The following is a 15,458-nucleotide window of genomic DNA, read 5'->3' as shown; positions in this document are numbered from 1 at the left end:
ACTCAACTGTGCGGAGGTGAGACGACGAAATCGAATTCTAAGGAATTACCGATTTCTGTCCCACTCTCTTCTTATTTTGTAAAATCAATCCGTTTAGAAAGTTGATTGATCACAATCGCTCCAAAAATCAAGGATGCAAATTCACCCACTCCCATGGTCAACCAGTTATAGAAGAATGGTTGGCCTTGAAGGTAATAAAGTTCCAAGGCAATCGTAAACATGGAAATGGAAAAGAAAATCGCAAACAAGAAATGGTCCAACCGAATAAGACCGTCAAACAAGAACTTGTTTTTAAAACGACCAAATAGAATGAGTCCAAGTCCTAGGAAGACAAAGGTTGAACCTCCACCAACAAAGACATCGATCCACCCAAAACTAAATAAGTTAGCAATCATACAACCAAGAGTCACTCCAATCAAGTACTTCTTATTGTAGAAGGCTAAGAAATTCATCATCTCCGAAACACGGAATTGATAGCCATAGTAGGCCATAGCATTGAGAGGTGGGGTAATGGTCAATACGATATAAATCGCAGCAACAATGGCAATTTGTGCCATATCACGAGCAGTTAACTGTTTCATTTATTCTCCTTTAGCGGTTTTCCCGCGTGTAATATGCTTGGCGAAAGGATCTTAAGCACCAAGGGTTGAAGGTTTGATTTCTTCAACCTTTCAAGTATAGCATATTTTGAGGTTTTATGGTAGACTGAATTTATGAAAACACTAATTAAAAAATTTTTTGATAATGAGATTTTATCCTATCTCTTCTTTGGAGTCGCCACAACCGTTGTTTCCGTCGGAACCCGCCTCTTCATCTATCATATGTCTCGTGATGAACGATTGGCGACAGCGATTGGAAACATTGCTGGGATCCTCTTTGCCTTTGCGACCAACGATACCATCGTCTTTAAGCAAGAAAGAAAGGGCTGGTTTCAGCGCTTGATCCGATTTGCGATTGCCCGCTCTGGGACCTTTATACTAGACATGGCCTTGACCGAGATTTTTGTCAAGCAATTCCCAGGAATCATCGGGCAATTTGTCCACAACAACAAGAGTCAAATCAATCTAATTGAAACCCTCTTTGCGCAAGTTGCTATAGTGGTCCTCAATTATGTCTTTAGTAAACTCTTTGTCTTTAAAAATAAAAACAAGGCTTGAAACAATTGTTTCAGCCTTATTATTTTAAACTTCTATACTTGCATGCTCTGCACTTAATTGATAGATCGTTCCCTCGACCCCAAAATAATCCTTGGCTAGCTCTTTCAATTCCTGCATAGCTGTTTGTGCACGTTTGGCCTGCTCCTCATCAATGGCTTCAATCACCAAAATAGCATCCTTGGTATCTTCAGTTAGCATGGTTCTTTGAGCTTCTCGCCAATTCAAACAACGACAAACGGCTCCTTCTTGGTCATAGTAGATGATCTCCCCTTCCAAAGCTGGCGCATCTTCTTCAGCTCCTAATGGAAAGAACGGTTCGCCTCCTTTCGCCTGTCCTAGAGAGAGTCCACCCACTAATTTATCCATGTCTTCTCCTCCACAAGGAAGGGCATAAGCCATAGACACACTATTGTATAAATCAACCAAGGGATTAATCGGATAAAATTCACGACCCTGGTGAACCCGTTTTAAGAGTGCTTCGATTGAAGATCGGGCTCCTTTTTTTGTTTTAAACTTGCTAAAAGCTTGGCGCCACTCTTGAACGAACTCACTCTGGGTATAGTTTTCTTCATCGATAAATTCCCATGCTCGCTTGGCACCCTTGTCCAACAATTCTTTGAAATAAGGATCCTTGGCTTCATCTACTGTATTATCAATACCATACAAGGACATCACTGTAATTCTAGCTGTTGGAAATAAATCCCAAAATGCTTGATCGACTGTCACTTTCATTGCTTTACCTCACTATAATTTCTTTTTTGACCTTTTTTGACTAGTTCCCAATCCAAGGTGATATTCTCACGAACTCGGATCAGATACTCTTCTAACTGTGCGACTTCTTCTTTGGAAAATCCTTTTAAGGCAGTTGTCTCAGAGTAAAGATGCTCCCCTAAAATGAAGGGGTAAATCTGCTTACCTTTTTCAGTTAATTCCCATTCCTTGGTTTTAAGGTTTTCACCCTTTGGGCGCTGTTGAATCAGTCCTCGTTCTTCTAGTCTTTTTACGGATCGGGCAACAGTTGAGCGATCTACTTTTAAGAGCTCAGAGAGTTCTTCCTGAATCATTCCAGGTTGCTCCGCAATTCGCACCAGGTAAAGGTATTGACCACGCGCCAAATCCAAATCTCGAAATTCAATATTTGCTATAGAATCCAGAGCTCGCGCAATGATGCCTATCTCACGCAAAATACTCATCTCACTCCTCCTTTCCTATTGACAATAGCATAACACATTTTTGTTGCATTTGCAATAAAATGGATAAAAAAAGAGGCTGGAACAAAAGTTCTAGCCTCTCAATTATTTTTGAATTGTGGAGCAAGACGCAGTGGTTGAGTGGGCTCTACTACGCTGATTTTATCAGCTTTTACAGCCCTACACAACTGTGCGGAGGTGGGACGACGAAATCGAATTTTAACGAATGACCGTTTTCTGTCCCACTCTCCCTTATTCCGTTTTTTCTTTTTTTATCAAGCGTAACCGACGCTTTAATTTTTGTGAAACTTCTCTATGCCGGAAGTCCACTTCTTCTGATTTTAACTTAGAGACAATTTCTCCACTGCGCGTTTGGAACTTTGCTTCTCTAGCAAATTGGATACTGGCATTTAAAATACAACCAATAATCATGATTTTTGCCACCAAGATAAACCAGAACATGATGACCGCTAGGACGACCGAACCGAAGAAACGAGCATCTAAGAAATGACTCACATAACGATCCACATATTTCCAAAAGATATTCAAGATCGCATACAGGACAGCAACAACAAAGGTCGCCCCTGGCAATACATATCTAAATTTCGGAATTTTGACATTTGGAAGGGTGTAATAGAGCAAGACCAGACTGACAAAAAGCAAGAGATAGATGGTCGGCTCTGTCAAATTCAGTAAGCGCACATAAATCGTCCGATCAAATGAAAAGGTCCGATAGAGATAGCGAACGATCATTTTCCCAAACATGGAAAGGATCAGCGAGAGTCCAAACAAGCCCTGCAAGGCAAAACTGATCAGGAAGCTAAAGAGTCGCCCCCAGATAATACCACGCTCCTTTTCCACCCCATAACTCTTGTTATAGGCTTTTTGGAGGTAGGCAATGCTCTGAGAGAAGATCCACAAAGCAGAAATAATCGAGAAACTCAGTAAGCCTGTCGAAGGTTTGGTCAAGACACTCGAAATCATCTGTGCCACTATTCGATATAAGGAGGCTGGCAAGACTTTTTGTAAGCTTAAAAGAATCTGAGTGGGACGAATATGAAAGTAGGGTAAAATATTGGCTGCAATCAGCATCAAAGGGAAAATGGAGATCAGCAAATAATAGGCCACCGCAATGCTAGTGATGTCAGACTCTGCACTCTGATAAAACCGCACGAAGCCCTTTATAAATGGCTGTCCCAGTACTTTTTGTAGGACCTTTTTCATTCGTCACCTCCCCATTTTACTAAAAAAGAGCAAAGAGCGAAACCAGACACTTGCCTTCAGCTCCATTCTTTCCTCTCTAGTTTTAGTATGTTCCTTCTTCACCTTGACTAGTCAAGATCACTGGACCATCTTTTGTAATCACAAATTGATGCTCGTATTGACAAGAAAGGCCACCGTCGAGGGTCTTATGGGCCCAACCAGTTTCCATATCTGTATCAATCTCCCAAGTACCGGTATTAATCATTGGCTCAATCGTCAAGACCATCCCTTCACGTAAGCGAAGACCGCGTCCAGCACGACCATAATGCGGGACCATTGGTTCTTCATGCATGGTAGGCCCGACACCGTGTCCGACCAAATCACGCACCACGCCATAGCCTTTGCTTTCTGCATACTCTTGAATCGCTGCACCAATATCTCCCAAGCGATTGCCAACGACCGCTTTCTCAATTCCCTTATAGAGACATTCTTTGGTCACGTCCATCAAATCTTTGACTTCTTGCGAAACATTTCCAACCGCATAAGCCCAGCAAGAGTCCGCCAAGCCACCACTATAAGACTCCGTGTATTTCTTGACTTGCGCTACATTATCAAAATCTAATTTCGATACATCCAAAACAGACTTATCAAGCGGTTCTGACAAGACCATGTCTACCTTGAGGAGATCACCATCTTTGAGAATGACGTGACGTGGAAAAGCATGGGCTACTTCGTCATTCAAACCACAGCAAGTCGCATAAGGATAGTCCATGAGACTACCTTCTACACCGATTTGAAGCGGCAAGACATTGGCTTCTTTACAGCGACGACGGACATATTCTTCTACTTCCCATAGGTCAAGCCCTGGCTTGATCAAGTCACGTAATCCAATATGGATACTGGCAAGGATATCACCTGCACGATCCATGGCTTCAATTTCACGTTGTGATTTTAATGTAATCATTGTCTCCTCATTTCTTTTTGTTTAATTAATCTTAATTGTAATGGTTGCTTTCGCAACTAGCTGCAGATCTAAATACAAGCTAAAATCAACCAAGGCCGAACGTCTGGTTCGTCGAACTAGTTGTGGTTCAATGCGGATCACATCATCCACCTGTACAGCCTGTAAAAAATTGATGATCAACTGTTCGACAATCAAGCTACGCCCACTGTGTTGCATCATCTTGCGAATAATCTTCATCAGCACTTCGATCATGACCCCATTGGCCAAAACACCGCTTTTCTCCAGCATACTTGGCTCCACTGTGAATTGGTAATGGTCGTTCTCTGTCTGAATCTTTTGACCGATCTGCTCACTAAAGGTTGGTAAGCTCGAAAACTGCACCTTGCTAATCCGATCCATGACATCCCGACGCGTAATAACCCCCAGCAAGGTCTGGTTATTACGAACAACAGGAATCATTTCATAATCTTCAGCGATCATCCGTTGGCTAATCGTCGCAATGCTGGTGGACAAATTAGTGGTAAAAATGGTCCGTGACATCACCTTATCAAGGGTCGTCTGAGGCGCCTTATCTCCAGCATCTCTCATGGTTACGACGCCCACTACCATCTGGTGCTGATTGACAACCGGAAAACGACTAAAGCGATTCTTTCGAACCAAATCTAAATAATCCCTTACCGTATCCGTCTCAGAAAGATAGCCGTACTCATGGAAGGGCCGATAGACCTGCTCGACTGTCAAGATATCCGTCTTGATCTGCATGTTAGACAAAGCCTTATTGATCATGGTCGCGACGGTATAGGTATCGTGTGAAGTTCGGATGACTGGGATTTGTACCTGATTGGCCAGATCAATCACATCCTCACTCACTTCAAAGCCACCCGTCACTAAGACCGCATTGTCATGCTTAAGAGCCAATCGTTGGATGCTAGTGCGGTCACCCACGATCAAAAGCCCCCCTTCAGACACATAGTCAAGGACGTGCTTTTCTGTCATGGCACCGATATAAAATTTATTAAATTCTTTTTCGAGTCCCTCTTCACCAGCTAATATTTCAGAACCGGTGATTTCTAAAATTTCCCGATAAGTCAGGTGCTCTAGTACAGCTTTTTGCGATTTGACACGGATGGTCCCGCTTCTAGGACGCGTTTCGACAATTCCTTGATTTTCAGCTTCTTTAATGGCACGATAGGCCGTCCCATCACTGACATTCAAAAAATTGGAGATACTGCGGACACTGACCCGTTTTCCAATCGGTAATTTTTCGAGATAGTCTAAAATCTCTTGGTGTTTACTCATAGAAGTCCCCTCTACCTAGGCGGAAATCATAATAATCGCGCATTTTACGCGTATAGCGGTCACTCCCTTTGAATTGACGAAAGAGACGAAAACCAGCCTTCAAAGCAACCTTTTGACTCCCTGCATTTTCAACATGGGTGACAATCTTAAGCTCCTTCAGTTGAAATTTTTCAAACGATAGAGAGACCAACTCTTTGACCGCTTCTGTCATCAGACCCTTTCCCCAAAAATCTTTGTGTAAAAAGTAGCCTAACTCAGCCTCTCCCTTAATTTCATCCAACTTTTCAAACTTGATGGAGCCAATCATCTGATTGGTTTCCTTATCACAGATCGCCCAAACCCCCAAAGGATTTTTCATGAAATAGTTGGCTAGTACATATTGAGTTTCAGCAAGATCGGCTTGTGCAGGGAAGATAAATTGTAAATTTTCAGGATTCGAAGCAATCTTATAAAAATCTTCCGCATCCTCAAAGAGAAAAGGTCGTAAATACAACCTTTGTGTTTCAATTAGTGAATAGGCAGCTAAGTTCGTCCAAATATTCATTTCAAACTCCATTGTTCGTGTATCCAGCCGCCACTATCAGATCCCAAGTTCTGTCACTATTCCTCTACCAACTGGATGTCTGCTCCAAGTTGGGTCAATTTATGAATAATATCTGAATACCCGCGAAGGATGTATTCCACATTTGTAATTTCTGTTGTTCCAGAAGCCATGAGACCGGCGATCACTAAAGCCGCACCAGCTCGAAGATCCGTCGCTTTCACACTGGATCCTGTCAATTGATTTGGCCCTTCATAAATAATGTGGTCGTTCAAGGTCGAAATGGTGGCCCCCATTTTAGCTAATTCTGGTACATGGTTGACCCGTTTTTCATAAATTGTATCAACAATGCGTCCACGTCCTGCAGCCGTTAAGAGCAAAGGTGTGATCGGTTGTTGCAAATCAGTCGCAAAACCAGGATAAGGAGACGTTTTGATCTGGATGGCCTTCAAGCCCGTCTGCTTTTCTACAAAGATACTATCTTCAGAAATGGTCATGCGCACACCCATTTCCTCTAACTTAGCAATATAGCTCTCTAAATGCTCATACAGGACATTATTGATCTGGATACCTTCTCCAATAGCAGCTGCAAGGGCAATATAGGTTCCAGCTTCGATGCGATCTGGAATCACCTGATGTCTCGTTCCATGCAATTGTGGAACACCATCAATGATAATAATGTCTGTTCCTGCTCCACGAATATGGGCTCCCATGTTGTTGAGCAAGGTCACCACATCGATAATCTCAGGTTCCCGCGCAGCATTTTCGATCACCGTCCGGCCTTCAGCCTTGACTGCTGCCAAAATCGTATTGATCGTTGCACCGACACTAACAGTATCCATGTAGATGTTTGCTCCTTGAAGAGGCTTGCCATCAGTCGCAAGTTTCATACTAGAGCCATCCATGGTCATAGCGGCTCCCATCGCTTCAAAGGCCTTCAAATGCAAATCAATCGGACGTGGGCCAAGATCACACCCACCAGGAAGCCCAACAGTTGCTTGACCATAGCGTCCTAATAAGCTGCCATAGAAATAATAGGAAGCTCGCAGACTGTTGATTTTTCCAAATGGCATGGGCATATTCTTCACCCCACGTGGATCAATGATCAAACTGTCTTCTTTGCGCTCGATCTTAGCCCCCATGATGGTCATGATTTCAATCAGACTCGCCACGTCGGAGATATCCGGTACCCCATCAAGGGTCACGATATCATCCGCCAGAATGGTCGCCGGAATCAAGGCTACTACACTATTTTTTGCACCACTAATGGTCACCTCTCCTTTTAGAGGGCGACCACCATTTATTACAATTTTTTTCATCTTAATAATTTATTAGCTCTTTCAAGTCTTTTTCCTTTTACTATCGTTTTTTGTAACGGAAATAAAAGGGACAACGTATTCAAAATACTGCATCTATTATACCACAGATCGACCTATTTTTCCATCTGTAGGAATTTTCAAAACGAAAAAAAGCTAGGATCAACTTGACCCTAACTTTTCCATTTCAACTAATTATTTTACAGCTTCTTTCAAGGCTTCTACCTTGTCCAAACGTTCCCATGGAAGGTCAATATCTGTCCGTCCCATATGGCCATAAGCCGCTGTTTGACGGTAGATTGGACGTTTCAAATCCAACATTTGAATAATCCCTGCAGGACGAAGATCAAAGAGCTCACGTGCTGCTTTTTCAAGCTTACTTTCAGCGACTGTTCCAGTACCGAAGGTATCAATACGAACAGAGACAGGTTGAGCAACCCCAATGGCATAAGCCAATTGCACTTCTGCTTTCTTAGCAAGACCTGCCGCTACGATGTTTTTGGCAATGTAGCGAGCTGCATAAGAAGCAGAACGGTCCACCTTAGTGGCATCCTTACCAGAGAAGGCACCACCACCGTGACGTGAATAACCACCATAAGTATCCACGATGATCTTACGACCTGTCAAACCTGAGTCCCCTTGAGGCCCACCGATAACGAAGCGACCAGTTGGGTTGATGAAGAATTTAGTCTCCTCATCTAGGTAAGAAGCTGGAATCACTTCTTTGATGACCTTGTTAATCACATCTTCGTGGATTTGTTCATTGCTGACATCTGGATCGTGTTGAGTTGAAATAACCACTGTATCCACGCGCGCTGGGCGGTCGTTTTCATCGTACTCAACAGTAACTTGTGACTTGGCATCTGGACGAAGATAGCTGATTTCACCAGACTTACGAAGCTCTGCCAAACGACGAACCAACTTGTGGCTGAGTGAAATTGGCAATGGCATGAGTTCTTCTGTTTCATCCACCGCAAAACCAAACATGAGACCTTGGTCTCCTGCTCCGATCAAATCAAGTGGATCTTGATCTGCATTTCCACGTACTTCCAAGGCTTCATTAACCCCTTGGGCAATATCAGGAGATTGTTCCACCAAAGATGGGTGTACTCCTACAGTTTCAGCTGAGAATCCATATTCCGTATTAGTATATCCAATTTCTGCAATGGTATCACGAACCACACGGTTAATATCCACATAAGCAGTCGTTGAAATCTCTCCGAAGACATGCACGGAACCAGTATAAACAGCTGTTTCGGCAGCCACGTGAGCTTCTGGATCTTGTTCTAAAATAGCATCTAAAATAGCATCTGAAATTTGGTCTGCAATCTTATCTGGATGCCCCTCAGATACAGATTCAGACGTGAAAAGTTTACGTTCTGACATAAAAATGTCCCCCCTTAAAAAATATTGTTATAGAGTTACAAAGTACTGATAGAAGATTTCTACCACCTTATCGGGACCATATAACACTTCATTATAACACATTACATATGATATGGAAAATGATTTTTCAAAAAGCCCATTAAATCAGCTTTTTCGATCTATGTACTACCCAGTTAAACTGACTTAAACAGTCCTCAAAGTTCCTAAAAAGTTCACAAAAAATACCCCGTAGGGTATCTATCAATTGACGAGTTCAGCAGGCAAGATCTAGCACCCTCACACGGTGCTTTTTTTATCTTCAAAAATGATAGGCGTCCGCGTACCAATGGGTACTCGAAAACCTACCACCTACTTAAATGATAACAGTTCTTTAAAAATTTTCAACCCTATCTACTTTAATCAGTCTCCATTTTTAAATAATATACCTCCAATAAATACCAGGACTCCTAAAACCAAGGATAAAATATTTGGACCTGTCCAATAAGGATCTAGCGTACCTATGATGGAAACAATAAATAAGACGGCTGATGTATTTAAGAGACCCACATTTCCATTCCTCATAGCTATGAAAAGGATGAAAGTCGCAATCATAAAACAAATATAATGGATGGCACCAATATATAAGATCAGTAGATACATGGGGTTTCCTAAAAATAAAGGAAAAATCATAATACCAAGGTGGCAGACTGCTATTATAAGGGCGCTCCATAACCAAGACGAATGAAGAATAATCCTCTTTGGCGAATTTTCTTTATCATTGTTTGATTGTATATCAGCATTCAACTGATCGTTTACATCTATGTCTCCTTCTACTTGAGAGTCCGCCATCTCTGGTTTAGTGTCAATAGATGATAGATCTTGTACTTTCACCTTGGACTCCCAGCTAACTGCAACTTTCTCAAGTAAACTAAAAACACGACAAGCAATATAAATCGATAAGAGAAGATAAAAGAGACCGTAAAAGCTTATACGAGAGATGAAAGAGTATACTGCACCTATCACAACAAGAGAAGATAAAATGAGCAAGAGAGAAAATACTTTCTGAAGTTTCTCACTTGTACTTGTGATCATAACATTAATCAGAAGTAAAAACATTAACTCCATTACACTGTATCGAAGTGTAAAAGCGTAAATATCACTCGTTCTATCCATACCAATCAATATAAATAGTGGAGAAATATTTGTAGAGGCAACAAATAGTACTAAATAAGCTATCGATGATTTCCAACCATCTTTACTTTTCCAATTGTTTAAAAGCTCCCTCATTTCTACATTCTTTATAAGCAAGCAAATCCATATTAAACAAATGATATTTAGCACAAAGGAAATGTTCATCAGATTTGTTGGGGAGAAAGGTGGTAAAAAAAACATCAGTAGTTGGGTAATTGAGAGGAGAAGAGCAGCTATCAATCCTTCAACATTTAAACGCTGCTTCATGATTCTCCAAATTACCCAGCAAATAATCATTCCATTCCATATAGAAAAAATACTAGAGGTAGTGATCAGTGGTGTATTTCCATTTAAATTTTGGACATTATAGCTCTCTACTAGACTACTACCATAAGAAACAAGATAAAGAATTGCTTCAAGAATTAGCAGTATACCATACCATTTTTTTCTAGACATAGATTCTCCTCCGCTTTCTAAGAAAAGTATTTAACGATCCATTTATTTAAATTATAACACAATTTGTAACCGTTTTCTCAGTGCGTTATCAGTACTAAATAAATAAAAAAGATAGGATTGAACATCCTACCTGCTATCATCACTCTTCATTTTTTAACAATACAGTTCCAATCAATACCAGCACTCCTACCACAAACTGTGGTATATGATTAATCACCCAATCCGGATCACCCGCAGCAATAAATGAAAAAACATAAATAGCTACTGCTATATAAAGAGTTGCTTTATTGGCATTCACTATTCCATTCCAAAGCAGGATGGTTGCAATCACAAAGCTAATCATATGGATTCCCAAAAAGTACAAAAAGCCACCAGCCCACGCTCCCATTGAAAAGAGACCTAATAAAAGTAAAACTATATAAACAATGGCCAAGAACAAAGCAATAGAAAGGATTACAGAATTTCCAATTCTCTTCTCTGGCTTCATTTCATTGTTCGGAAAAAGACTTTCATCTGAAGCATATGCCTCATTTTCTTTATCTACTTCAGGATTTTTTTGTTGATCTGTCATAACTTTTTCCTAACATTTTTAGTTATTCTTTCCAATAATAGCGCTTAAAAATAGAGCGGAGAACTGATTTAACTATCTCTTTGATCGACCCGAATACTTTTTATTGAGTAGAGTTGACCATACCCATTTTTTGATTAAGAGCTTTTCTCTTCTTTAACCAGGAGTGTTCCGATTAAATCCAAAATACCTAAACATAAGGGAGCAATTCGAAATATTTCCCAGTCCGGATCAAAAGCCAAGATGATAGACAGCAGATAGAGTCCAACACTCGCATAGAGAAGGCTTTTATTCCCCTTCTTCATCCCTAGTCGAATTAGAGAGGCTCCAATCGCAAGACTTAATAAGTTTGGACCAAGGAAAATCAAAACGACAAATCCCCAACCATCACCCCAAGGTGCAAAGTAAAAGAAAAACAATACAAGATAGATAATGGATAAGTAAAATGTCACTGAAAGAAGAATAGAATGTAAGCTATTTTCTTTTGGAGGATTCTGAACAGATACAGAATTGGGATAATCTTCACTGATCTTGCTATGTTCTTTATTTTCCTCAAAATGTTTCTCTTGGTTTGTCATCACTTTCTCCTTCCTTTCTTATATTTTTATGTTTTTCCTTTAACACCATTATTCTTGATTCCATCATTCTTTTCATGATATCCATCTATTCAATGCTATCTCATAAACATTAATTTGGACAGGTTGCCAATTAGATTGCTAACATATCATGAAATAGGCTGGAAATCTTCCCTAAATAAAATCAGCCTCTGCAATAGCTCTTTTCACTTCTTCAATTGGTAAATTGACCAGTTCTACTTCTTTTTCACGGTAGAGGTATTCGGCATATTCATCGATGCGGTATTGATGAATATATACTACCCGCTTGCAACCGACTTGAAGCAACTGCTTGGTGCAATTGAGGCAAGGAAAATGCGTCACATAAGCTGTAAAGCCTTTGGGAATTCCACGTTCAGCTCCTTGCAAAATAGCATTGACTTCCGCATGAATCGTCCGGACACAGTGTCCCTCGACCATGAGGCAGCCATCCTCTAAACAGTGATCTGTCCCAGAAACAGACCCATTATACCCGGTTGCAATGACCTTATTATCCTTAACTAGAACAGCACCTACTTTCGCTCTATTACATGTCGCTCGATTCGAAATCAGTAAGGCCTGTGCTGCAAAATATTCATCCCATGCTAGTCGATTGTGTGTCACCTTTATATCCTCCATCTCTCCTCATATCGGTTACGATTATTTTCATTATAGCATGAAATCAACAAGAAAAAAAGGGAGTGGGAAAGAACTCTGACTAGTAAAAAAGAGTTCGTTTTCCCACCCCCGCACAGTTGATTAGGTCATCTTTAGAGCTTAAAAAGCGAATAAAGATACCAATCAACCACTGCGTCATACAGTTATTTCTATCATACATCAAAGGCTGGACAACTTTTGCCCAGCCTATTATAAACATTATTTACCAAGTTTTGCTTTAGCTGCATCTGCAAGAGCTGTGAAAGCTGCTGCATCGTTAACAGCCAAGTCAGCAAGCATTTTACGGTTAACTTCGATCTCAGCCAATTTCAAACCATGCATCAATTGTGAGTATGAAAGTCCGTTCAAACGAGCTGCCGCATTGATACGTGTGATCCACAATTTACGGAAGTCACGTTTCTTTTGACGACGGTCACGGTATGCATAGTAGTAAGAGTTCATTACTTGTTCTTTTGCAGTACGGAACAAGATATGTTTAGCTCCATAGTAACCTTTAGCTAATTTAAGAATACGTTTACGACGTTTGCGTGATACAACGCCACCTTTAACACGTGCCATTTATATTTCCTCCAATATTTCCTAGAATTCTTTACTTACGAATACGCGATTATTTCAAGCGAGTAAGCATTGCTTTGATACGTTTGAAATCTCCTGCATGCACCATAGATGCTTTACGAAGATGACGACGTTGTTTCTTAGTTTTTCCGTGGAAACGGTGAGAAGTGTAAGCACGGAAACGTTTAAGTCCACCAGAACCTGTACGTTTGAAACGTTTAGCTGATGCGCGGTGTGTTTTTTGTTTTGGCATGATATTTTCTCCTTTTTTTAACTTTCTGACAGATTATTTCTTGTCAGTTGCTGGCGCCAATTGCATGAACATTTGACGTCCATCCATCTTAGCTCGTTGTTCGATGATCGCCACATCTTGTGTCGCTTCAGCGAAGTCGGCTAAAACTTTAGCACCAATCTCTTTGTGGGTAATCATACGACCCTTAAAGCGAATGGATACCTTCACTTTATTTCCTTTTTCAAGGAATTTGCGAGCATTGCGAAGTTTTGTATCGAAATCACCCTTGTCAATCACTGGGCTCAAACGAACTTCTTTCACGGTCACAACGCTTTGTTTTTTGCGTTGTTCTTTTTGCTTCTTCTGGTACTCAAATTTGAACTTACCGTAGTCCATAATTTTCGCAACAGGAGGTTTAGCTTGAGGTTGAATGAGAACCAAGTCAACATTAGCGTCGTCTGCAAGTGCTTGCGCTTCGCTAAGTGGTTTGATACCCAATTGCTCACCTTCAAGACCGATTAAGCGAACTTCACGTACACGAATTTCATCATTGATGAATAAGTCTTGCTTTGCTATGGTTTTCACCTCTTTTTTATTATTCGAGAAAAACAAAGAACGGACCTGCAATACAGGCCCGAACTACATGATGTATTTCATTACTGAAACTTGATCCGTAGGGGCCAGGCAACTTGCGTCACAAGGCGAGAAGTTCTCACTTCTGCTTTTCTCAACTTTTATATGATATCAAGTTTTTTATTCTTTGTCAAGAAGTTTTTTTGCTTTTTCTTCAATAAAGGCAACAACGTCTGCAATTCCAACACCCGTTGTGTCAAAATGAATGGCATCAGCTGCCGGTTTCAAAGGAGAAACGGCACGGTGGCTGTCCTTATAGTCCCGCTCAGCGATTTCTTTTTTCAACAATTCAAGATCCGCTGTGATGCCCTTTTCAACATTTTCCTTATAGCGACGTTCTGCCCGCTCCTCAACCGAAGCAACCAAAAAGATCTTCAACTCTGCATGTGGAAGGACGACCGTCCCAATATCGCGTCCGTCCATAACGATGCCCCCCTCTGCTGCAATTTCTTGCTGTAGAGTGACAAGTTTTTCACGGACTGGCGCAAGCGCTGCAACCCATGAAACATTGTTGGTCACTTGATTATCGCGAATTGGGTGGGTAATATCCACGTCTGCTACAAAGACAAGCTGCTCTCCTTCTTCTGAACGACCGAAACTAATTGGATACTGATCTAAAAGGGCTAAGAGGTCATCAACCTGTTCAGCTGTCAGATTATTTTGCAAAGCTAGATAAGTCGCTGCACGATACATAGCTCCCGTGTCTAAATACGTATAGCCTAGATCCTTGGCAATAATCTTTGCAACTGTGGACTTTCCACTAGAAGCCGGTCCATCAATGGCAATTTGAATTTGTTTCATTCTGTCTTCAACTCCTACTGAATCTTAACGACATCACCAGGATTCGCATACCATGATCCTGTAGACATGTGAGATGGATTTAACTGTTCCAATTGGGCAATGGAAATACCAGCACGCGCAGCAATCGCTGCTTCCCCTTCACCTGCTTGAACAGTGATCGTACCTTCTTCAGAGTTCTCATCTTTTGAACTATCGTCTTTAGCCGCTTGGTCAGTTTGTGCTGCAGGGGCTGATGATTTCTGTTCAACCTTAGTCTCTCCATTGTAGAAACCAGACATTTGTTTTGATTTATTGCTGCCACCTGTTGAAAGGAAGATCAACAAGCAGACCATCGCCACTACTACTACAAAGAAAATAATGGCTAAAATCGTCAATAGACGATCTGCCTTGATTCCGTTTAACTTACTCGTTCTTTTCAATGTTTCTTCTCCATCATCGTAAATATCTTCTTCCCATGGTTCTTTTGCCATGACTTCCTCCTTGTTTTTTCTCGTAAAAATCATTACAATAGAAGTATGAAAGTTACGTTAATTCCAGATCGTTGCATCGCTTGCGGTCTCTGTCAGACCTATTCTGAATTATTTGATTACCATGACAATGGCATCGTTAAATTTGCTGCTGAAGAGGACGACCTCCTTGAAAAGGAAGTCCCTGTCACAAACGATGTTCTCGAGGCTATTAAAGAATGCCCCACTCATGCTCTCTTAAAAGATTAA

Annotated in this window: 20 protein-coding genes, 1 riboswitch and 1 other annotated feature; of the genes, 2 read left to right on the top strand and 18 right to left on the bottom strand. The window is 41.0% G+C overall.

Translation table 11 applies throughout. The features are described 5' to 3' along the window. Positions 1–71: 71 nt before the first annotated feature. Positions 72–581 (bottom strand): QueT transporter family protein, encoded by a 510-nt coding sequence (locus HMPREF2686_RS09965; protein WP_023917840.1) that lies wholly within the window; start codon positions 579–581, stop codon positions 72–74. Then, a riboswitch (PreQ1 riboswitch) is annotated at positions 579–685 on the bottom strand. Its footprint overlaps the gene before it by 3 nt. Before the next feature lie 28 nt (positions 686–713). On the opposite strand from HMPREF2686_RS09965, the gene HMPREF2686_RS09960 reads away from it, so the two are divergent. Then, a complete protein-coding gene (locus tag HMPREF2686_RS09960; protein WP_070450555.1) occupies positions 714–1,157 on the top strand; it encodes a GtrA family protein in 444 nt (147 codons plus the stop codon). A 24-nt stretch (positions 1,158–1,181) separates the two neighbouring features. On the opposite strand, the gene HMPREF2686_RS09955 is transcribed toward HMPREF2686_RS09960, so the two are convergent. The 17 genes from HMPREF2686_RS09955 to HMPREF2686_RS09875 all read right to left on the bottom strand — a co-directional run bounded on the left by HMPREF2686_RS09955 (position 1,182) and on the right by HMPREF2686_RS09875 (position 15,212). Next, a complete protein-coding gene (locus tag HMPREF2686_RS09955; protein ID WP_070450552.1) occupies positions 1,182–1,889 on the bottom strand; it encodes a B3/B4 domain-containing protein in 708 nt (235 codons plus the stop codon). After that, the gene (locus tag HMPREF2686_RS09950) at positions 1,886–2,350 is read right to left on the bottom strand and encodes a MarR family winged helix-turn-helix transcriptional regulator (RefSeq protein ID WP_070450549.1); all 465 of its coding nucleotides are present in this window, start codon (positions 2,348–2,350) and stop codon (positions 1,886–1,888) included. The genes HMPREF2686_RS09955 and HMPREF2686_RS09950 overlap by 4 nt, the downstream gene beginning before the upstream one ends. Positions 2,351–2,599: 249 nt before the next feature. Continuing rightward, positions 2,600–3,571, bottom strand: a complete 972-nt coding sequence (locus HMPREF2686_RS09945; protein ID WP_070450546.1) for a YihY/virulence factor BrkB family protein — start codon at positions 3,569–3,571, stop codon at positions 2,600–2,602. Positions 3,572–3,653: 82 nt separating this feature from the next. Beyond that, on the bottom strand, positions 3,654–4,514 hold the full coding sequence (locus HMPREF2686_RS09940) for a methionyl aminopeptidase (protein WP_070450542.1): 861 nt from the start codon (positions 4,512–4,514) through the stop codon (positions 3,654–3,656). 21 nt (positions 4,515–4,535) lie between these two features. Continuing rightward, positions 4,536–5,813, bottom strand: coding sequence for a CBS-HotDog domain-containing transcription factor SpxR (gene spxR / locus HMPREF2686_RS09935; RefSeq protein WP_003006721.1), 1,278 nt, complete (start codon positions 5,811–5,813; stop codon positions 4,536–4,538). Beyond that, entirely contained in the window at positions 5,806–6,357 is a 552-nt protein-coding gene (locus tag HMPREF2686_RS09930) for a GNAT family N-acetyltransferase (RefSeq protein WP_037607828.1), read from the bottom strand. The genes spxR and HMPREF2686_RS09930 overlap by 8 nt, the downstream gene beginning before the upstream one ends. Before the next feature lie 56 nt (positions 6,358–6,413). After that, positions 6,414–7,673, bottom strand: coding sequence for a UDP-N-acetylglucosamine 1-carboxyvinyltransferase (locus tag HMPREF2686_RS09925; RefSeq protein ID WP_049471988.1), 1,260 nt, complete (start codon positions 7,671–7,673; stop codon positions 6,414–6,416). A 192-nt stretch (positions 7,674–7,865) separates the two neighbouring features. Then, positions 7,866–9,056, bottom strand: coding sequence for a methionine adenosyltransferase (metK, locus tag HMPREF2686_RS09920; protein ID WP_049506526.1), 1,191 nt, complete (start codon positions 9,054–9,056; stop codon positions 7,866–7,868). A 399-nt stretch (positions 9,057–9,455) separates the two neighbouring features. Further along, positions 9,456–10,682 carry a hypothetical protein gene (locus tag HMPREF2686_RS09915; RefSeq protein ID WP_049515548.1) on the bottom strand — a complete coding sequence of 409 codons (1,227 nt, stop codon included), beginning with the start codon at positions 10,680–10,682 and terminating at the stop codon, positions 9,456–9,458. A gap of 139 nt (positions 10,683–10,821) precedes the next feature. Beyond that, positions 10,822–11,253: a hypothetical protein gene (locus tag HMPREF2686_RS09910; RefSeq protein WP_070450539.1), complete on the bottom strand. Its 432-nt coding sequence runs from the start codon at positions 11,251–11,253 to the stop codon at positions 10,822–10,824. 134 nt (positions 11,254–11,387) lie between these two features. Continuing rightward, complete coding sequence (locus HMPREF2686_RS09905) at positions 11,388–11,828, bottom strand: hypothetical protein (RefSeq protein WP_049506528.1); 441 nt, start codon at positions 11,826–11,828, stop codon at positions 11,388–11,390. Between the two features lie 171 nt (positions 11,829–11,999). After that, positions 12,000–12,467 (bottom strand): deoxycytidylate deaminase, encoded by a 468-nt coding sequence (locus tag HMPREF2686_RS09900; protein WP_049490930.1) that lies wholly within the window; start codon positions 12,465–12,467, stop codon positions 12,000–12,002. 252 nt (positions 12,468–12,719) lie between these two features. Then, the gene (gene rplT / locus HMPREF2686_RS09895) at positions 12,720–13,079 is read right to left on the bottom strand and encodes a 50S ribosomal protein L20 (protein ID WP_000124830.1); all 360 of its coding nucleotides are present in this window, start codon (positions 13,077–13,079) and stop codon (positions 12,720–12,722) included. A gap of 49 nt (positions 13,080–13,128) precedes the next feature. After that, a complete protein-coding gene (gene rpmI, locus HMPREF2686_RS09890; protein WP_003003453.1) occupies positions 13,129–13,329 on the bottom strand; it encodes a 50S ribosomal protein L35 in 201 nt (66 codons plus the stop codon). A 33-nt stretch (positions 13,330–13,362) separates the two neighbouring features. After that, complete coding sequence (gene infC, locus HMPREF2686_RS09885) at positions 13,363–13,893, bottom strand: translation initiation factor IF-3 (protein ID WP_003003721.1); 531 nt, start codon at positions 13,891–13,893, stop codon at positions 13,363–13,365. A 16-nt stretch (positions 13,894–13,909) separates the two neighbouring features. After that, positions 13,910–14,038 (bottom strand) — a sequence feature (ribosomal protein L20 leader region). Positions 14,039–14,061: 23 nt separating this feature from the next. Then, complete coding sequence (gene cmk, locus HMPREF2686_RS09880) at positions 14,062–14,742, bottom strand: (d)CMP kinase (RefSeq protein ID WP_049482459.1); 681 nt, start codon at positions 14,740–14,742, stop codon at positions 14,062–14,064. A gap of 14 nt (positions 14,743–14,756) precedes the next feature. After that, positions 14,757–15,212, bottom strand: a complete 456-nt coding sequence (locus HMPREF2686_RS09875) for an SAG1386/EF1546 family surface-associated protein (RefSeq protein ID WP_003006692.1) — start codon at positions 15,210–15,212, stop codon at positions 14,757–14,759. Positions 15,213–15,257: 45 nt separating this feature from the next. On the opposite strand from HMPREF2686_RS09875, the gene HMPREF2686_RS09870 reads away from it, so the two are divergent. Beyond that, positions 15,258–15,458: a ferredoxin gene (locus tag HMPREF2686_RS09870; protein WP_003006690.1), complete on the top strand. Its 201-nt coding sequence runs from the start codon at positions 15,258–15,260 to the stop codon at positions 15,456–15,458.

Origin of the sequence: Streptococcus sp. HMSC057G03 (genome assembly GCF_001808745.1) — a bacterium.
Classification (GTDB): Bacteria; Bacillota; Bacilli; order Lactobacillales; family Streptococcaceae; genus Streptococcus; species Streptococcus parasanguinis_Z.
The sequence above is the reverse complement of the archived record's forward strand: the minus strand, read 5'-3'. Positions and strand labels throughout refer to the sequence as shown.

What these genes read in the sequence shown, in the direction of transcription:
- HMPREF2686_RS09965 (WP_023917840.1), bottom strand. Translation starts at nt 581, where the DNA reads ATGAAACAGTTAACTGCTCGTGATATGGCACAAATTGCCATTGTTGCT.
- HMPREF2686_RS09960 (WP_070450555.1), top strand. Translation starts at nt 714, where the DNA reads ATGAAAACACTAATTAAAAAATTTTTTGATAATGAGATTTTATCCTAT.
- HMPREF2686_RS09955 (WP_070450552.1), bottom strand. Translation starts at nt 1,889, where the DNA reads ATGAAAGTGACAGTCGATCAAGCATTTTGGGATTTATTTCCAACAGCT.
- HMPREF2686_RS09950 (WP_070450549.1), bottom strand. Translation starts at nt 2,350, where the DNA reads ATGAGTATTTTGCGTGAGATAGGCATCATTGCGCGAGCTCTGGATTCT.
- HMPREF2686_RS09945 (WP_070450546.1), bottom strand. Translation starts at nt 3,571, where the DNA reads ATGAAAAAGGTCCTACAAAAAGTACTGGGACAGCCATTTATAAAGGGC.
- HMPREF2686_RS09940 (WP_070450542.1), bottom strand. Translation starts at nt 4,514, where the DNA reads ATGATTACATTAAAATCACAACGTGAAATTGAAGCCATGGATCGTGCA.
- spxR (WP_003006721.1), bottom strand. Translation starts at nt 5,813, where the DNA reads ATGAGTAAACACCAAGAGATTTTAGACTATCTCGAAAAATTACCGATT.
- HMPREF2686_RS09930 (WP_037607828.1), bottom strand. Translation starts at nt 6,357, where the DNA reads ATGAATATTTGGACGAACTTAGCTGCCTATTCACTAATTGAAACACAA.
- HMPREF2686_RS09925 (WP_049471988.1), bottom strand. Translation starts at nt 7,673, where the DNA reads ATGAAAAAAATTGTAATAAATGGTGGTCGCCCTCTAAAAGGAGAGGTG.
- metK (WP_049506526.1), bottom strand. Translation starts at nt 9,056, where the DNA reads ATGTCAGAACGTAAACTTTTCACGTCTGAATCTGTATCTGAGGGGCAT.
- HMPREF2686_RS09915 (WP_049515548.1), bottom strand. Translation starts at nt 10,682, where the DNA reads ATGTCTAGAAAAAAATGGTATGGTATACTGCTAATTCTTGAAGCAATT.
- HMPREF2686_RS09910 (WP_070450539.1), bottom strand. Translation starts at nt 11,253, where the DNA reads ATGACAGATCAACAAAAAAATCCTGAAGTAGATAAAGAAAATGAGGCA.
- HMPREF2686_RS09905 (WP_049506528.1), bottom strand. Translation starts at nt 11,828, where the DNA reads ATGACAAACCAAGAGAAACATTTTGAGGAAAATAAAGAACATAGCAAG.
- rplT (WP_000124830.1), bottom strand. Translation starts at nt 13,079, where the DNA reads ATGGCACGTGTTAAAGGTGGCGTTGTATCACGCAAACGTCGTAAACGT.
- rpmI (WP_003003453.1), bottom strand. Translation starts at nt 13,329, where the DNA reads ATGCCAAAACAAAAAACACACCGCGCATCAGCTAAACGTTTCAAACGT.
- cmk (WP_049482459.1), bottom strand. Translation starts at nt 14,742, where the DNA reads ATGAAACAAATTCAAATTGCCATTGATGGACCGGCTTCTAGTGGAAAG.
- HMPREF2686_RS09875 (WP_003006692.1), bottom strand. Translation starts at nt 15,212, where the DNA reads ATGGCAAAAGAACCATGGGAAGAAGATATTTACGATGATGGAGAAGAA.
- HMPREF2686_RS09870 (WP_003006690.1), top strand. Translation starts at nt 15,258, where the DNA reads ATGAAAGTTACGTTAATTCCAGATCGTTGCATCGCTTGCGGTCTCTGT.